This window comes from Halobellus marinus (assembly GCF_032113415.1).
Classification (GTDB): domain Archaea; phylum Halobacteriota; class Halobacteria; order Halobacteriales; family Haloferacaceae; genus Haloquadratum; species Haloquadratum marinus.
In genome coordinates this window covers 1,401,899-1,417,737 of sequence record NZ_CP134946.1, presented here as the reverse complement: position 1 = coordinate 1,417,737, position 15,839 = coordinate 1,401,899, and the positions used below count along the sequence as shown (strand labels likewise).

Here is a 15,839-nt window from a genome sequence, read left to right as displayed (position 1 = left end):
TCCGGAACGATATCACAGCGGTGTCGGCACCGCTATCGGCCCAGCAGTGCTTCGGCGTACCTGTGTCAGTCGTCGGCGTCGGATTCGACGCCCCGGCGCGATGCCCGGCGGCTGGCGCGCTCGACGAACTCCTCGGGGAGTTCCTCGATCTCGCCCGCCTGGACTCCCCACAGGTGCGCGTAGAGTCCGTCGTTGGCGAGCAGTTCCTCGTGGTCGCCGCGTTCCACGATTCGCCCGTCTTCCAGGACGACGATGTTGTCGGCGTCCTTGATCGTCGAGAGGCGATGGGCGATGCTGAACGTCGTTCGGTCCGCCGTGAGTCGGTCCAGCGAGCGCTGGATCAGCATCTCCGTCTCGGTGTCGACGTCGGAGGTCGCCTCGTCTAAGACGAGGATCTCCGGGTCTCTGAGCACCGCCCGGGCGATCGAGAGCCGCTGCCTTTGACCGCCGGAGAGCTTTACGCCGCGTTCGCCGATCTCGGTGTCGTAGCTGTCCGGGAGGTTCCGGATGAATTCGTGGGCCTCGGCGGCCTTCGCGGCCGCGACGACCTCCTCGTGGCTGGCGCCGAACGTCCCGTAGCGGATGTTCTCCGCGACCGTGCCGTAGAACATAAACGTGTCCTGGCTGACGTAGCCGATCGATCGGCGGAGGCTCGGGATCGTGACGTCCCGGATGTCGGTTCCGTCGATCGTGATTTTCCCTTCGTCGACGTCGTACATCCGGAGCAAGAGCTTCAGTACGGTGGATTTTCCCGATCCGGTGGGACCGACTAAGGCGAGCGTTTCCCCGCCATCGACGGTGAAGGAGATGTCCTCGACGATGGTCTCCTCGGCGTCGTAGCCGAAACTCACGTCGTCGTAGACGACGCGTCCGTCCTCGACGACGAGGTCGTCCGCGTCCGGATCCTCGGCGATCCGGGCGGGTTCGTCCATCAGCCCGAAGATCCGCGAGGCGGAGGCGTACGCGCGCTGGTACATATTGATGATCTGTCCGAATTGCGCCATCGGCCAGATGAACCGCTGGGTGAAGAGGATGAACCCGACAAACTGGCCGGGCGTGAGGCGACCGGTGAAAAAAAGCGGCGCGGCGCCAGTCCGCTGGTACGTCAGCACCCACACGCCGCCGACGAGGAACGTGACGACGAAGCTGATGCCCGAAAGCAGCCTGAGCCCGGGGAAGAACTTGATCCGCGTGCCGATCGCATCCCAGTTGGCGTCGAAGTAGTCCTGGGACGCATCGTCGACGCGGTCGGACTCGAACGTCTCCGTGTTCGAGGATTTGATCACCTGGATCCCGCCGAGGTTGTTCTCCAGCCGCGAGTTCAGTTGCCCGACCGACGAGCGCACCTCGGCGTACTTCGGCTGGATCGTCTGCACGAACCGGTACGTGAAGTAGCCGATCAGCGGGACGACCGTGAGCGTGACGACCGCCAGTTGCCAGTTCCAGTACAGCAGGATCGCCGCGATCCCGAGCACCATCACTCCGAGGCGGAACGCCGAGTTCATCCCGTCGTTGAGGAACCGTTCGAGGCGGTTGACGTCGTTCGAGAGGATCGACATCATCTCGCCGGTCTGCTTGTCGGCGAAGAAGTCCATATTCAGCCGCTGCATCTTGTCGTAGGTGTCGGTCCGGATCGCGTGCTGGATATGCTGGGCGAACGAGTTCCACCCCCAGTTGCGCGTCCAGTGGAACGCCGCGCCGCCGAAGAAGGCAACCGCGATCAACGCCACCGACAGATATAGCTGCCCGGTCTGTGTTGCGGGGAGCCACGCGTCGGGCACGAGCCAAAGCGAGAAGGGCCGTTCGTCGAAGAAGATGGAGTCGACCGCGACCGTCAGCAGGACCGGTGGCAGCAGGTCCAGCAGTCGCGCGACGACGCTCGACGTCACGCCGACGACGAAGGCGACGACGTTCTCGCGGCCGTACTCGCCGAAGAGACGTCCCATCGGATTCTCCGCGCGCTCACGCTGGCGCTCGAACGGGTCGTCCTCGTCGACGGGGGCCGCCATCACCGACGTTCGGGGCTCGTCGGTACTAAAGGGTTGCATCCGGCCAGAGACTTCGGCGATATCCGCTGAACGGAGGTTTCGATGGTGGGTGGAGGCAGTCGGTATCGAACGCCGTTTGCCGAGCGTCCTGACGGCAAATAGTTGTGAAACGCTCCCGTGACAGCAGTGCAGTCAAGACAGGAATATGGTCCCGGGGAAAGACGGGCGGTCTGACTGGACCCTGATGTATATAACTAATTATGATATTTTATATAGTTCGCACGAAAAACAAATACAATTATGCCACACGACCAAGATGTCGAGGACGCAAACAGCCCCGAATCCGAGTCGACGTACGAATGTCTCAAGTGCGGGAGGCTGACCGAGTCGATGACACACCCGGGGACCTGTGACTGCGGCGGGGAGTTCCAGAACCGCGGGAAGTCCTTAGAGTAACTGTCGTTCGTTCTCCGAGGGTGCGGGATGGAGAGCGAAGACGCGACTCACAGCGACTGTCGTTCGATTTCCGGATCGATTCCGGCTGTGTCGAGGTCCTCGCGGATCCGCTCGCGGAGCGGCTCCGGGACGGTCTCGCGACCGACAGGCACGGCGGTTTCGCCGTCGCCCTTGACTTTCCAGTAGAGGACACATTCGGAGGGGCCGTAGAACTCGATGCTGTAACGGTCGCCCGCGCCGTGGTAGTGGACCCGGGCGGCGTACGCTTCGGCGTGCCACCCTTCGAGGGCGTCGAGTTCGGCGGTGCGGTCGTCCATACGAGCCCAAACGCCCCCCGTGGTCCTCCGTTTTTCGGACCGACCCGAGCCGAGGGTGACTGGGGTCACCGACAGACACCGGGAAAACTAGTCCGAGGACGGCCCCCACTCGCCGGCGATCCGGACGCGGTCGTCGACGGTGATGTTGTGGTCGTCGGTGTACTCGTACGGGACTTCGAGGACGTATCGGCCGCGACCGGAGTACCGGGGTGAGTCGGCGCCGTCCGCCGGAAGTTCGGCGTGGTGGATCGCCGTGATCCGCCCGTCGCTGTCGACGAAGACGATATCGATCGGGAACGACATCCCGCGCATCACGTAGTCGTACTCGTCTTCGGATTCGTGGACGAAGAGCATCCCCTCGTCTGCGCCCAGTGACTCAGTCTCGCTGAGTCCCGTGTAGCGTTTCGCGGTGCTGTCGGCGACGCGGACGTCGACCGCCGCGAGCTGCTCGCTGGAGCCGTTGTCGACGACGGTGACGGTCGTCCGCTCGTACTCGCCAGTCGGGAGCAGTCCCGGATTGCTGGCGACGGCAACGAACCCGAGCGCGAGGAGGATGGCGACCGCGACGGCGGCGAGTTGCGTCCGGTCGGCCATACCGAGCGTTCGGGCGTGCAGTGGTAAGGGTTCCGTTCCACGGGATTGGAAACCGTTTTACCCGTGTATAGTCTCCGTCGAGGTGCGGGCTCGTGGTCTAGTGGTAATGACGCTTCCCTTACAAGGAAGAGGTCGGCGGTTCGATCCCGCCCGAGCCCATACGAGTGCCCGAGCGACAGCGAGGGCCGAGTATTCTCCGAGCGGCGGATCGAACCCTGGAAGTCGCAGCCCGGCAGGGGAACGACGTGAGCAGCCCGGACCGTCTTCCTCCGGTTCGATCCCGCCCGAGCCCATCCACCTTTTGCGCTGCGAGCTGGCTTCGCCAGCCCTCGGCAAAAGCTGGATCAAAAGTGCTGCGTCGCTCCCGTCGGTCGCTCCTTGACCCACTCGCTCACTCCGTTCGCTCGTGGTGAGTTACCGTCGATCCCGCCCGACCCAACTGGTTCTGTGCGAGCGACAGGGAGACGAAAGAGGATTCCGGGTCACAGATCGAACGCCCATTCAGCGGTGAATAGGGAGTCGATGAAGAAAATCTCCGAGATGGACGACGAGGAACTGCTCGACGAGTACGGAGCAACGGTCGAGTTCCGAGCGATCGAGTCCGACCACGGACAGGTCACCCCACACGAGATCCAGTTCAGGAAAGCGCTCGAAGAAGAAATCCTCGAACGGATGGGCTAACATCCGGAGCACCTCTTTGCCTGGTTCGAGGCGGTTCGGACGGACCCTAGTCGCGGCACGGGAACGAAACCTATTCCGACGAGGCCGCATAGAGCACGGGCGATGACCGCAGGGCTCGCCGACGCCGTCGGGATCGACGTCCACCGCGGAGTGCCCTTCGCGTCCCGCACGGACGAGACCCTGCTGCTCGACCTCTATCGGCCGGCGACAGCGTCGGCGGAGTCGCCCCGGAAGTCGGCCGAACCCGCCGCCCGCCGCGCCGCGGTCGTACTCGTGCCCGGCGCCCAGTGGCGGACGTCCGACCGAGGAGAACTGGCGCGGTACGCGCTCGACCTCGCCGAGCGGGGGTACGTCTGTGCCGTCCCGTCGTACCGCGGCAGCGACGTCGCCGCCTTCCCGGCGCAGATCCTCGATCTGAAGGCCGCGGTTCGGTGGCTCCGGGCGCACGCGGCCGATCTCGGCGTCGCCCCCGGACGGATCGGGGCGTTCGGGCACGACGCGGGCGCGCATCTCGCCGTGCTCGCGGCGCTGACGGCGGACGACGAGGCGTTCGCGCCACGACCCGAGGTCGTTGTGGACGTGGCGGAGCGTGTCGCCATCGACGTGAGCGATGCGCTCGCGGCGGTCGTCGGCGTCGGGGGCACCTACGCGCTCGAACACCAGCCGGAAACCGACGCGCTCGTGGCGTTCCTCGGCGGCGACCGCGAGTCGGCGCCGACTGCCTGGGAACAGGCGTCGCCATCGACGTATCTGCGGGAGCGGGGGGAAGGCGAGTCCGGCGGGACCGGCGTCCCGCCGATCCTGTTGCTCCACGGCGAGGACGACGACGTCGTCTCCGCGATGGCCTCGGAGTTCTTCCACGATCGGCTGGCGGAAAACGACGTCCCTGCCGAGTGTGTCGTCGCCACTGGAGCGGGCCACGACGTCCACCGGACACAGCAGTCGTTCACGCTCGGGTGGATCGAGGGGTTCTTCGACAAACACCTCCGGTAAGGCGGTCCTAATCGTCTCATCGCTACTACCCTCGCCGTCGGTCGAACGTTCCATACTCCTGTCACATCCCGGGTAGATGTCTGACGTACGTTTATGTGGCCGGAGGCGGGCTATATTCCCTATGAGCAACCGCGTGGAGGAACTCGAGTCGAAGGTCGCGGAGTTACAGGCCGCCGTCAACGGGCTGACCGAAGAGCTCGTCGAGACGAAAGAACGCGTCCGTCTCCTCGAGGAGGAGGTCGAGGTCGACCTCGCCGCGGGCAGCCGACCGGTCGGATACGGGACCGACAAATCCGAGGACGCTACGGCTGACGACGCCACGGCCGATGAGGCGGCGACAGACGCCGATCCCGAAGCAGAGACGGTCGTCGACGATCCCCACCGGGAGTCGGCGGCACAGGCGGAGTCGCGCCGGGAGGCATCCGCCCAGCACGCGGACGACGCCGACTTCATCGACGCCGACGCCGAGGATCACGTCCCCAGCGAGGCGAGCGACGCCGACGGCGATAAGGGGGACGAGGCCGACGGTGACGACGAGGCGGCGACCGAAGACGACGATATAATCGTCGCATAATCGGGGCGTCCGCCCGCTACGAGCAACCTATGCACATCAAAGAGCTCGTCCTTGACGGATTCAAAAGCTTCGGGCGGACGACGCGGATCCCGTTCTACGAGGACTTCACTGTGGTCACCGGGCCGAACGGCTCCGGGAAGTCGAACATCATCGACGGCGTGCTGTTCGCGCTGGGATTGGCCCGCACGCGAGGCATCCGCGCCGAGAAACTCACCGATCTGATCTACAATCCCGGCCACGCCGACGACGAAGACGGGGAGAGCGGCAGGGCCGGCGGCCCGAAAGAAGCCTCGGTCACGGTCGTCCTCGACAACGGCGACGGAACCGTCGACCGCTCGCAGGTGGTCAACGCCGCCGGCAGCGAGGACGTCGGCGACGTCTCCGAGATCACGGTCAAGCGCCGCGTGAAGGAGACCGAGGACAACTACTACTCGTACTACTACCTCAACGACCGCGCGTGCAACCTCTCGGACATCCAGGACCTCCTGGCGCAGGCGGGGATCACCCCCGAGGGCTACAACGTCGTGATGCAGGGCGACGTGACCGAGATCATCAACATGACCGCCCATCAGCGCCGGGGGATCATCGACGAGATCGCCGGCGTCGCGGAGTTCGACGCGAAAAAGGAGGACGCCTTCGAGGAACTCGACGCCGTCGAGGGCCGTATCGAGGAGGCCGACCTCCGGATCGAGGAGAAAGAGACGCGACTCGACCAGTTGGCCGACGAACGCGAAACCGCCCTGGAGTACCGGGACCTCCGCGAGGAACGCGAGGAGTACGAGAGCTACCAGAAGGCGGCCGAACTCGAAGACAAACGCGAGGACCTCGAAACGACCCAAGCCCGGATCGAGGAGGCCGAATCGAAACTCGAGGCCCACCGCGAGGAACTGGACCGGCGGCAGGGACGCGTCAGCCGTCTGGAGGACGAACTCGACGAACTGACCCGGGAGATCGAGCGGAAGGGCGAGGACGAACAGCTCCGGATCAAATCCGAGATCGAGGAGGTCAAAGGCGAGATCGATCGCCTGGAGAACGCGATCGAGGCCGCCGAAGAGCGAATCGACGAGGCCGAAAGCGAGCGTCGGAACGCGTTCGTCCAGCTCGACCGGAAGAACGAGGAGATCGACGAACTCGACGGGGAGATCCGGGAGGTGAAAGTCGAGAAGGCGTCGGTGAAATCCGACATCGGCTCCCTGGAGACGGACCTCGCCGAAGTCCAAGCCGAGATCGACGACGTCGACACCGAGTACGACGAACTCAAGGCGGACCTCGCGGAGAAGAAAGAGCGCCTCGAGGAGCTGAAAACCGAGAAGAACGACCGCCAGCGCGAGAAAGACCGGCTGCTCGACGACACGCGGCGACGGGCGACGGAGATCTCCGAGGCCGAAGCCGAGATCGAAGAGCTTCGCGAGAAACTCCCCGATCTGAAGGCCGAACTCTCGGATCTCCACTCGGAGCTCGACAAAGCCGAGAAGAACGAATCGAAGATCGAGGACGTCGTCGAGGACCTCCGGGCGGAGAAGGCCGAACGGAAGGAGGAACTCGAGGAGGTCGTCGAGGAGATCCAGTCGAAACAGTCCGAATACGCCACCCTCGAAGCCCGCGCGGGCGACGACGGCGACAACTCCTGGCCGCGAGCGGTCACGACCGTCCTCAACGCCGACCGCTCCGGCGTGCACGGCACCGTCGGTCAGCTAGGCGCCGTCGAGGGCGAGTTCGCGAGCGCCTGCGAGACCGCCGCGGGCGGCCGGCTCGCCCACGTCGTCGTCGACGACGACGGCGTCGGCTCCGACTGTATCGACTACCTGAAATCCCGCAACGCCGGGCGGGCGACGTTCCTCCCGATCACGAAGATGGAGGACCGCGGGCTCCCGTCGCTGCCGGACTCCCCCGGCGTCGTCGACTTCGCGCGGAACCTCGTCGAGTACGACGCCGAGTACGAGTCGGTGTTCTCGTACGTGCTGGGCTCGACGCTCGTCGTCGAGGATATGGAGACCGCCCGCGACCTGATGGGCGACTACCGGATGGTGACGCTGGACGGCGACCTGGTCGAGCGCTCCGGCGCGATGACCGGCGGCTCCGGCGGCGGCTCGCGCTACTCCTTCTCGAAGTCCGGCGACGGGCGGCTCGAACGCCTCGCCGCGGAGATCGAAGACCTGGAGGACCGCCGCCGGAGCCTCCAGGCAGAGATCCGCGAACTCGAGGAGGACATCGAGGACGCTCGAAGCCGCGCTACCGACGCCCGCGACCGGGTCCGGTCGATCGAAGCCGAAATCGAGGACGCGGAGGCCGACATCGAGGAGGCCGAAGCCGAAATCGACGCCCGCGAAGAGGAGATCGAGGAACTCCGCGAGAAGCGAGCGGAGGTCGACGCGGAGATGCAAGAACTCGACGAGGGGATCGCAGACCTCGACGAGCAGATCGGGACCGTCCAGGCGGAGATCGACGACCTCGAGGCCGAACTCGCCGACTCGAAGATTCCCGAACTCACCGCCGAGGCCGACGAGATCCGCGAGACCATCGAGGAAAAGGAGTCCCGGATGGACGACCTCGACGGCCGGCTGAACGAACTCCAACTGGAGCGGCAGTACGCCGAGGAGGCGATCGAGGACCTCGAATCGACCATCGAGTCCGCCCAGGAGAAGAAGGCCGACGCCCGCGACGTCATCCGCGAGAAGGAGGCGGCGATCGAAGACCGCGAGGCGACCCTCGAGGAGAAGCGCGAGGCCATCGAGGAACTGGAGGAGGAACTCGCCGAGCTGAAATCCGACCGCGAAGACCTGCAGGCGACGCTGCGGGCGGCGAAAAGCGAGCGCGACGAGAAACGCGACGAGGTCGACCGGATCGAGGCGAAAGTCGAGTCACTGCGGGAGGAGGCCGAGCGGCTGTCGTGGGAGATCGACGAACTCGAAGCGGCCGTCGGCGAGTACGACCCCGAGGAGATCCCCGATCACGACGAGGTCGAATCGGCAATCGAGCGGCTCACCGAGGAGATGGAGGCGCTCGAACCGGTGAATATGCTCGCGATCGACGAGTACGACGAGGTGAGCGCGGAACTCGACGACTTACAGGAGCGCCGGGACGTCCTCGTGGAGGAGCGCGAGGCGATCGAAGAACGGATCGACCGCTTCGAGGCGCAGAAGAAGGAGACGTTTATGCGGGCGTTCGACGCGATCAACGAGAACTTCACCGACATCTTCGAGCGCCTCTCCGATGGGACGGGCGAACTCCACTTGGAGGATCCCGACGATCCCTTCGAGGGCGGCCTGACGATGAAGGCCCAGCCCGGGGACAAGCCGATCCAGCGGCTGAACGCGATGTCCGGCGGCGAGAAGTCGCTGACGGCGCTGGCGTTCATCTTCGCCATCCAGCGGCACAACCCCGCGCCGTTCTACGCGCTCGATGAGATCGACGCCTTCCTCGACGCCGCCAACGCCGAACGCGTCGGGGAGATGGTCGACGACCTCTCGGCGGACGCACAGTTCGTCGTCGTCTCCCACCGCTCTGCGCTCTTGGAACGCTCCGAGCGCGCCATCGGCGTGACGATGCAGGGCGACAACGTTAGCGCAGTCACCGGAATTCAACTCGGTGACGGCGAGGAACCGGAGGTGCCCGCGGATGACTGATCCCGCAGGTTCCGCCCCGGGTGGACACCCTGCCGCCGACGACGACCCGCTCCGAAAACGGGACGGCGCGACACCCGGACAGGGGACAGCAGACGACGACGAGGTGGAACCCGTAGAGCTCCTCGTGCAACTGGCCGAGGAGGGCGAGATCGACCCCTGGGACGTCGACCTCGTCGAGGCGACCGACGCCTTCCTGGACCGGCTCGACGAGACGGACCTCCGGACGTCCGGACGGGCGCTGTTTTACGCCGCGGTCCTCCTGCGGATGAAGAGCGACGCGCTGTTGGAGCCCGACGAGGAGGCCGAGGAGGAACTGGAGCCGTGGGAGGCCGCCCTCGAAGGCAGCGACCCGATCGCCGAAGCCGGCGGCGGGGGTGCAGCCGAGAACGGCGAGGCACCCGGCTTCGACCCCGTCGACGCCCTCGAAGCCGAGATGGATCGCCGCCTCGAACGCAAAACCGCGCGGGGGTCGCCGGAGACGCTGGACGAACTCGTCCGGGAACTCCGGGAGGCCGAGCGGGAGTCGTGGTGGAAGCGCCGCCGCGAGTACGACACCTCGGAGTCGCCGCACGGCCACAGCCGCGGGACGCAGACCCTCGATTACCGGTCGGCCGACGAGTTCCGCGAGGACGACGAGCCGACCGCCCACGACGTCACGGGGACCACCCACGCCGAGGACATCGAAAGCTCGATCGCGGCCGTCGAGGACGCGATCGACGAACACTACGACAACGGCCGCGCCGAGGTCCTCTTCGCGGAGGTCCGCGGCGCCGCCGAGACGCCCGTGACGACGTACCTCTCACTGCTTTTCCTCTCACACCGCGGCGAGGTGCACCTCCACCAGGACGACCTCTTCGGCGACCTGTGGATCCGCGATCCCGAGGCGGCGACCGAGGAAGCCGACGAAAACGAAGTTCCCGCAGCGGGAGCGGCGGCGGAGACAGAGGAAGCAGACGGAGAAGCGGGAGAGAGGCTCGAAGGGGAGAAAGAAGAGCCCATCCCCGCTGCGGACGACGACTGAGCGCGGTCGACGCCGACGCCTACTCGACTTCGATCACCTTGACACCGCCCCTAGGGTGTCATAGAACTCTTGGCGCGATGGTTATCAAAGTCTGGAAACCGAATCAGCCGTAAGAGTCTGCGTGTGCACCTTTTTTCCGCTCGGGTCGCCGAAGCCGACCGCTCGCGCAAAAAATCTGCACCAAAAAAAGCCCGACGGCGACCGCCGGGAGCCGTCGGGGAACCGATCGCTCACTCCGTTCGCTTGCGGATGCTATCGTACGGTAGACGTCCTGGGTAGAGCGTCCGCGAGCGAGGCCGAAGGCCGAGTGAGCGGTCGGTTTTTGGTCCAGCTTTTTGCAAGGAGCGGTCGCGCGCAGCGCGACCCGACGCAGTAAAAAGGTGGGTTATACTGAACGATTCGTCGTCTCTCGTGCGAGGAACTCGGCGGAGGTTTTCAACACCGGTTTGGCTGCCGTAGGAACGCCGAAGAACCCGGTCGGACCAAATACTTATTCTCTTCATCCCGTAACAATCGGTAATGGCTACCTCAACGTGGGACGGCGACAACCACGAAGACGAAATCCGGCTCTGGCGAGAGGACGATGGGTGGATCGCCAAAGACGTCGAAACGGGAGTGACAACTCAGGGGACCTCACGAACGTTGGCACTGGAGAACCTCGATGACGCTGTTGCCCTTCGAAAGGGTGAGGCCGGACGCGAACCCACAGACGAGGAACTCAAAGAGGTGGGAATCGATCCCGAGGATAATACGACCGGTGAGCAGGGACCACCGGACGTCCTGGAGTAATGGGGAGACGGACGTTCTCCGGCCGAGAAGTGGTCAAGGTCCTCGTCAACGCAGGCGGATTCGATTGGCGTCGAACGACCGGCGATCACGCTCAGCTGTACTACGAGCACCCGACCAACGAGGACGACCAACGGAACGTAACTGTGCCGCTCCACGATGAACTTCGGATCGGAACCCTTCGAGAGATTGCCGAGGACGCAGGTGCGAACGACTTCGACGACTTCTGTGCGTGGATCGACCGGAATTCGTGAGAAAGTATCAAACGATTATTCCAGGTTACTACCGGTTCTTGAGAGCGTCAGACAAGTAACGTCGTGATTAGTCTCTGTTCCATCAATTTGTTCACTATACTCACTGTACTGACCGATTCCCGTTCGCGTGCGATAACCCTTCTATGACATCCTCGCCGTCCTCCTACCCGAGATAGTCCCCGAGCAGCGGCGCCAGATCCGCCTTCGTCGACTCGGGGATCGCCGCGTCGGGTGTGTTGATCGTGCCCGAAAGCGCGGTGTGACAGTCGCAGTCGTGGTCGTCCGGGATCGCCCGGATCGCCGCCTCGACCGTCTCCTTGATCGCGATCTCGTTTTGCTCGGCGTTCTCCAGCACCTCTTCGAGGGTGACTTGGCTTTCCTCCTTCCAGACGTCGTAGTCGGTGACGCCGGCGACCGTGGCGTAGGCCATCTCCGCCTCCCGGGCGAGTTTCGCCTCGGGGATCGTCGTCATCCCGATGACGTCCCACCCCTGCGCGCGGTAGAACTCGCTCTCGGCGCGCGTCGAGAACTGCGGCCCCTCGATGCAGACGTAGGTGCCGCCGCGGGCGACGTCGGCGTCGGTGGCCGATTCGGCCGCATCGGCGAGGATCTCGGCGAGTTCCGAACAGTACGGATCCGCGAACGGCTGGTGGACGACGACGTCCTCGTCGAAGAACGTCAACTCGCGGTGTTTCGTCCGGTCATAAATTTGATCCGGGATCACGAGCGTCTGCGGCGGGAGGTCCTCGCGGAGGCTTCCGACCGCGTTAGAGGCGATGACGTGTGTGACGCCGAGTTGCTTCAGCGCGAAGATATTCGCGCGGTACGGCAGCGTGGTCGGCGAGTAGCTGTGGTCGGGGCCGTGCCGGGGGACAAACGCCACCTCGCGGCCGGTGTCGCCGAACTCCCCGACCGTCAGCGGCGCGGAGGGTTCGCCGAACGGTGTCTCGACGTCGACTTCGCGCGTCTCCCGGAGCGGCAGGGCCTCGTAGATGCCGCTGCCGCCGATGAATCCGATAGTCATAGTGGGAGTCTGCACGCGACGGCGCTAAAACGTGGCGGGAGCGTCGCCGGCGGTATAACGTGGCGGGTGCGTCGCCGACGCTGCAACCGCCCCGTCCGATCCGAGACAGACTCTCAAATCACGACGCCGCTCTGCAGGACGGCGATGAGAACGGTCAGCGTGACGACGGAGACGAGGGTCGTCGCGAAGATGGCCGCCGAGACGAACTCCACGACCGGGACGCCCGCGACCTCCCCCTCGGTGAATTCCCCGACGAGGATCATCGGCGTCACCGCGGAGGGCATCGCGGATTCGAGCACGAACGTCCGCGCCACAACTGGCTCCCCGAAGCCGACGACGAGCGCGACGGCGATCCCGAGGATCGGCGCGACGACCATCTTCAGCCCGACGACGCCGCCGATGGCCGAGAGTGTCGAGCCGACGTCCGTGCGGGCGAGCTGGATGCCGACCAGGAGCAACATCACCGGAATCGCCGAGTCGCCGACGAGCTGCAGCGTCGTCATCGCGGTCGAGTCGGCCGGCGGGACCACATCGAGTGCGCGGGCGACGAGTGCGACGACGACCGCGTAGACGAGGGGGACGCTGAACACGCGGCGGACGCCGTCGAGGCGGCTGTCGGTGCTCCCGCGGGAGGCGATGTACACGCCGACCGTCCAGACGAGAACGGCCTGCACCGAGAGGTAGACGACGGCAGTCGCGCGCCCGGTGGTCCCGAACGCGAAGTTCGAGACCGGCACGCCGTAGTTGCCCGAGTTGGGGAAGGCGGTCACGAGGATCAGCGCCACGAGCGCCGTCTCCGACGCGCCGAACAGGCGGCCGGCGGCCTCGGCGGTGACGATCGCGAAGGCGTGGAACGCCACGACGGCGAGCGTGATCTTCGTGAGCGTCGATCCCGCGAGCGTCGTCGTCGCGAGGCTGTGAAAGACGAGCGCCGGCGCGAGGACGTAGACGATGACCGTGTTCAGGCCGTCGGTGTCGATCTCGCGGAACCGCCCGAGGAGATAGCCCACGCCGCCGACGGCGACGATCGGGAGGATCGCAGTCGCGAAGACGGAGACCAGAGAGACCACACCGGAGGGACTTGGAGTCGATACTCAAACGCTTCGATAGCCGGCGGGGACTCGGGACGGCAGGTCCGGCAGGTTCCCAGCCCAGTCAGGTCCCGATACCGTCGCTGTCGCGGAGTCGCCAGCCGTCGCCGTCGACCTGCTCGACGTGTCCGCGGCGTTCCATCTCGGTCAGTACCTCCTCCATCCGGTCGGGTTGGGCGATCTCCATCTCGATCCGGTCGATGTTGTGGTACTCCGACAGGAGGTGTCTGATCTCCTCGGTGTCGACGATGTCGGCGTCGGCTTTCTCCATCACGCCCGCGGTCAGGTCGATCAGATCCTCGATGAAGTTCCAGGGGTAGACGATCCAGGCCCACTCCTCCAGCCGCTCGCCGACGAAGTCGGGATCGAACTCGCTCGTTCCCAGCAGTTGCAGGGTCGCCGTCCGCACGTCGTCGGCGTCGCGGTCGGTCACGTACTCGTGGGCGCGCTCGATCGAGCCGCCGGTGTCGGCGATGTCGTCGATTACGAGAACGTCCTTGCCCGCGACGCTGCCCTCCGGCATCGGGTAGCGGACCTCCGGTTCACCCGACTTCTGGGCGGTGCCGACGTAGTGTTCCATCTTCAGGCTGGTCAGATCGTCCAGCCCGAGAAAGTCACAGAGACACCGGCCCGCGAACCAGCCGCCGCGGGCGAGCGCGACGACGACGTCCGGCTCGAAATCCGCGGCCTTCACCTGATCGCTGACGTCGCGACAGAGGCCGTAAATATACTCCCAGTTGGTAATCGTGCAGTTGAATTCGTCTGGCAGGTCCCCCATATGCGGTCACCACTCCGAGAAGGCGTCGGCTGCACCCTTAATCTGTTCGTCTGGGTCGGCGGCGCGGCGGTGGGACGCACGGATTCGGGTTCGGCGGCGCGGCGGTGGGACGCACGGATTCGGGTTCGGCGGCGCGGCGGTGGGACGCACGGATTCGGGTTCGGCGGCGCTCACACCGATCCGACCGCGAATGGTCTCGACCGAGTCATACTGATTACTCTCGTCTCTTCCCGCCGACTGTCATTCCCGTTGGCGGCGCTCCTCGGTGAAAAGTGAGAGTAATCAGTATCAATCCTCGCCCAGCGACGACTCGCCGACGTGCTTGCGGCCTTCGATGACCTCTTGGCCGCCGAGATACGGGCGGAGGGCTTCTGGAACAGTCACGGTGCCGTCCGCGTTCTGGTAATATTCGATGATCGCGACCATCACGCGCGGCAGCGCCAGCCCCGAGGCGTTCAGGGTGTGGAGATACTCCGCGGATTCGTGGTGTTCCGGCCGGTACTGGATCCCCGCCCGCCGCGCCTGGAACGCCTCGAAATTCGAAACCGACGACACTTCGAGCCAGCGGCCGCCCTGTTCGGGGCCGTCCTCCATATCGTCGCCGGGCGCCCAGACTTCGAGGTCGACCTGCTTTGCCGCCTTGAACCCCAGGTCGCCGGTACAGAGGTCCAGCGTCCGGTAGGGGAGGTCGAGGCGTCGGAGCACCTCCTCGGCCTCGTCGAGCAGCCGGTCGAAGTCGTCGTAGCTGTCCTCCGGCGTCACGAAGTTCACCATCTCGACTTTGTTGAACTGGTGAACGCGGACGATCCCGCGGGTCGCAGTCCCGTGTTCGCCCGCCTCGCGCCGGAAGTTCGGGGTGTACGCCTGATACTTGAGCGGGAGGTCCTCCGAGAGGAGGATCTCGTCGCGGTGCATATTCGTCACCGGCACCTCCGCGGTGGGACACAGCCACAGGTCCTCACCCTCGACCTTGTAGGCGTCCTCGTCGAACTTCGGGAGCTGTCCGGTCCCCGTCATCGAGTCCGAATCCGTCAGTATCGGCGGGAAGACGTCGACGTAGTCCTGCTCCCGATGGATGTCCATCATAAACTGGATCAGCGCGTGCTCCAGTCGGGAGCCGTCACCCTTCAGGAAGTAGAAACCGCTGCCGGAGGTCTTTCGTGCGCGTGTCTCGTCGATGATGCCCAGTTCCTCGCCGAGTTCGTAGTGGGGAACGACCTCCGCTGGGAGGTCACGCAGGTCGTCGAATCCCTCGCGTCGCCCCTCGACGTTGTCGGTTTCGTCCTCGCCGGCGGGGACGCTCTCGTGGGGAATCTGCGGGATACGGAGCCGCCGGTCCTCCAGTTCGGCTTCGAGTTCCTCTGCACGCTCCTCGATCTCCTCGATCTCGCTTTTCAGCTCCTTGGACTCCTCGATGAGTTCCTCGGCCTCGTCGGATTTGCCCTCCTGCTGGAGGGTGCCGATCCGGTCGCTGATCTCGTTGCGGCGGTGCCGGAGGTCGTCGCCGCGCTGTTTCAGCTCCCGCCACTCGTCGTCGAGTTCCAGATACGCGTCGAGGTCGACGTCCTCGTCGCCGCGTTTCTCCAGGGACGCTCTGACCTCCTCGGGGTGGTCCCTGATAGTACTCCGGTCTAACATATGTGGTTAGTATAGCCA

15 protein-coding genes and 1 tRNA gene are annotated in these 15,839 nt (G+C 65.2%); 9 read left to right on the top strand and 7 right to left on the bottom strand.

What is annotated here, in order from left to right; all coding sequences use genetic code 11:
• Positions 1-65: 65 nt before the first annotated feature.
• Entirely contained in the window at positions 66-2,009 is a 1,944-nt protein-coding gene (locus RJT37_RS07240; RefSeq protein WP_313689012.1) for an ABC transporter ATP-binding protein, read from the bottom strand.
• Positions 2,010-2,288: 279 nt separating this feature from the next.
• Between RJT37_RS07240 and RJT37_RS07235 the strand changes: the two genes are divergently transcribed.
• Positions 2,289-2,444: a rubrerythrin-like domain-containing protein gene (locus RJT37_RS07235; protein WP_313689010.1), complete on the top strand. Its 156-nt coding sequence runs from the start codon at positions 2,289-2,291 to the stop codon at positions 2,442-2,444.
• A gap of 47 nt (positions 2,445-2,491) precedes the next feature.
• Here RJT37_RS07235 and RJT37_RS07230 read toward each other — a convergent pair whose 3' ends face one another.
• Both RJT37_RS07230 and RJT37_RS07225 read right to left on the bottom strand, forming a co-directional pair.
• A complete protein-coding gene (locus RJT37_RS07230) occupies positions 2,492-2,761 on the bottom strand; it encodes a DUF7538 family protein (protein ID WP_313689008.1) in 270 nt (89 codons plus the stop codon).
• Between the two features lie 87 nt (positions 2,762-2,848).
• Entirely contained in the window at positions 2,849-3,355 is a 507-nt protein-coding gene (locus RJT37_RS07225; RefSeq protein ID WP_313689006.1) for a DUF192 domain-containing protein, read from the bottom strand.
• Positions 3,356-3,441: 86 nt separating this feature from the next.
• Here RJT37_RS07225 and RJT37_RS07220 point away from each other — a divergent pair.
• The 8 genes from RJT37_RS07220 (at position 3,442) to RJT37_RS07185 (ending at position 11,290) form a co-directional block, all read left to right on the top strand.
• A tRNA-Val gene (locus tag RJT37_RS07220) sits at positions 3,442-3,514 on the top strand.
• 363 nt (positions 3,515-3,877) lie between these two features.
• The gene (locus RJT37_RS07215) at positions 3,878-4,036 is read left to right on the top strand and encodes a hypothetical protein (protein WP_313689004.1); all 159 of its coding nucleotides are present in this window, start codon (positions 3,878-3,880) and stop codon (positions 4,034-4,036) included.
• 102 nt (positions 4,037-4,138) lie between these two features.
• A complete protein-coding gene (locus RJT37_RS07210) occupies positions 4,139-5,029 on the top strand; it encodes an alpha/beta hydrolase fold domain-containing protein (protein ID WP_313689003.1) in 891 nt (296 codons plus the stop codon).
• 121 nt (positions 5,030-5,150) lie between these two features.
• A complete protein-coding gene (locus RJT37_RS07205) occupies positions 5,151-5,603 on the top strand; it encodes a DUF7518 family protein (RefSeq protein WP_313689001.1) in 453 nt (150 codons plus the stop codon).
• A 29-nt stretch (positions 5,604-5,632) separates the two neighbouring features.
• The gene (gene smc / locus RJT37_RS07200) at positions 5,633-9,229 is read left to right on the top strand and encodes a chromosome segregation protein SMC (RefSeq protein WP_313688999.1); all 3,597 of its coding nucleotides are present in this window, start codon (positions 5,633-5,635) and stop codon (positions 9,227-9,229) included.
• Positions 9,222-10,250 carry a segregation/condensation protein A gene (locus tag RJT37_RS07195; protein WP_313688997.1) on the top strand — a complete coding sequence of 343 codons (1,029 nt, stop codon included), beginning with the start codon at positions 9,222-9,224 and terminating at the stop codon, positions 10,248-10,250. Before smc ends, RJT37_RS07195 begins: the two co-directional genes overlap by 8 nt.
• A 519-nt stretch (positions 10,251-10,769) precedes the next feature.
• On the top strand, positions 10,770-11,039 hold the full coding sequence (locus tag RJT37_RS07190; protein WP_313688995.1) for a type II toxin-antitoxin system HicB family antitoxin: 270 nt from the start codon (positions 10,770-10,772) through the stop codon (positions 11,037-11,039).
• Positions 11,039-11,290 (top strand): type II toxin-antitoxin system HicA family toxin, encoded by a 252-nt coding sequence (locus RJT37_RS07185; protein ID WP_313688993.1) that lies wholly within the window; start codon positions 11,039-11,041, stop codon positions 11,288-11,290. The genes RJT37_RS07190 and RJT37_RS07185 overlap by 1 nt, the downstream gene beginning before the upstream one ends.
• Before the next feature lie 163 nt (positions 11,291-11,453).
• Here the strand turns inward: RJT37_RS07185 and mtnP are convergent, their stop codons facing one another.
• From mtnP to serS, 4 genes are all read right to left on the bottom strand, one after another.
• Entirely contained in the window at positions 11,454-12,314 is an 861-nt protein-coding gene (gene mtnP, locus RJT37_RS07180) for an S-methyl-5'-thioadenosine phosphorylase (protein ID WP_313688991.1), read from the bottom strand.
• 113 nt (positions 12,315-12,427) lie between these two features.
• Positions 12,428-13,384, bottom strand: coding sequence for an AEC family transporter (locus RJT37_RS07175; RefSeq protein WP_313688989.1), 957 nt, complete (start codon positions 13,382-13,384; stop codon positions 12,428-12,430).
• A gap of 85 nt (positions 13,385-13,469) precedes the next feature.
• On the bottom strand, positions 13,470-14,183 hold the full coding sequence (locus RJT37_RS07170; protein WP_313688987.1) for a phosphoribosyltransferase: 714 nt from the start codon (positions 14,181-14,183) through the stop codon (positions 13,470-13,472).
• A gap of 288 nt (positions 14,184-14,471) precedes the next feature.
• Positions 14,472-15,821, bottom strand: a complete 1,350-nt coding sequence (gene serS / locus RJT37_RS07165; RefSeq protein ID WP_313688985.1) for a serine--tRNA ligase — start codon at positions 15,819-15,821, stop codon at positions 14,472-14,474.
• Positions 15,822-15,839 lie beyond the last annotated feature (18 nt).

Bases quoted from the DNA above. Each gene is read 5' to 3' on its own strand.
- RJT37_RS07230 (WP_313689008.1), bottom strand. From the start codon at position 2,761: ATGGACGACCGCACCGCCGAACTCGACGCCCTCGAAGGGTGGCACGCC.
- RJT37_RS07185 (WP_313688993.1), top strand. From the start codon at position 11,039: ATGGGGAGACGGACGTTCTCCGGCCGAGAAGTGGTCAAGGTCCTCGTC.
- RJT37_RS07205 (WP_313689001.1), top strand. From the start codon at position 5,151: ATGAGCAACCGCGTGGAGGAACTCGAGTCGAAGGTCGCGGAGTTACAG.
- RJT37_RS07170 (WP_313688987.1), bottom strand. From the start codon at position 14,183: ATGGGGGACCTGCCAGACGAATTCAACTGCACGATTACCAACTGGGAG.
- RJT37_RS07210 (WP_313689003.1), top strand. From the start codon at position 4,139: ATGACCGCAGGGCTCGCCGACGCCGTCGGGATCGACGTCCACCGCGGA.
- RJT37_RS07190 (WP_313688995.1), top strand. From the start codon at position 10,770: ATGGCTACCTCAACGTGGGACGGCGACAACCACGAAGACGAAATCCGG.
- mtnP (WP_313688991.1), bottom strand. From the start codon at position 12,314: ATGACTATCGGATTCATCGGCGGCAGCGGCATCTACGAGGCCCTGCCG.
- RJT37_RS07225 (WP_313689006.1), bottom strand. From the start codon at position 3,355: ATGGCCGACCGGACGCAACTCGCCGCCGTCGCGGTCGCCATCCTCCTC.
- RJT37_RS07235 (WP_313689010.1), top strand. From the start codon at position 2,289: ATGCCACACGACCAAGATGTCGAGGACGCAAACAGCCCCGAATCCGAG.
- RJT37_RS07195 (WP_313688997.1), top strand. From the start codon at position 9,222: ATGACTGATCCCGCAGGTTCCGCCCCGGGTGGACACCCTGCCGCCGAC.
- RJT37_RS07215 (WP_313689004.1), top strand. From the start codon at position 3,878: ATGAAGAAAATCTCCGAGATGGACGACGAGGAACTGCTCGACGAGTAC.
- smc (WP_313688999.1), top strand. From the start codon at position 5,633: ATGCACATCAAAGAGCTCGTCCTTGACGGATTCAAAAGCTTCGGGCGG.
- RJT37_RS07240 (WP_313689012.1), bottom strand. From the start codon at position 2,009: ATGGCGGCCCCCGTCGACGAGGACGACCCGTTCGAGCGCCAGCGTGAG.
- serS (WP_313688985.1), bottom strand. From the start codon at position 15,821: ATGTTAGACCGGAGTACTATCAGGGACCACCCCGAGGAGGTCAGAGCG.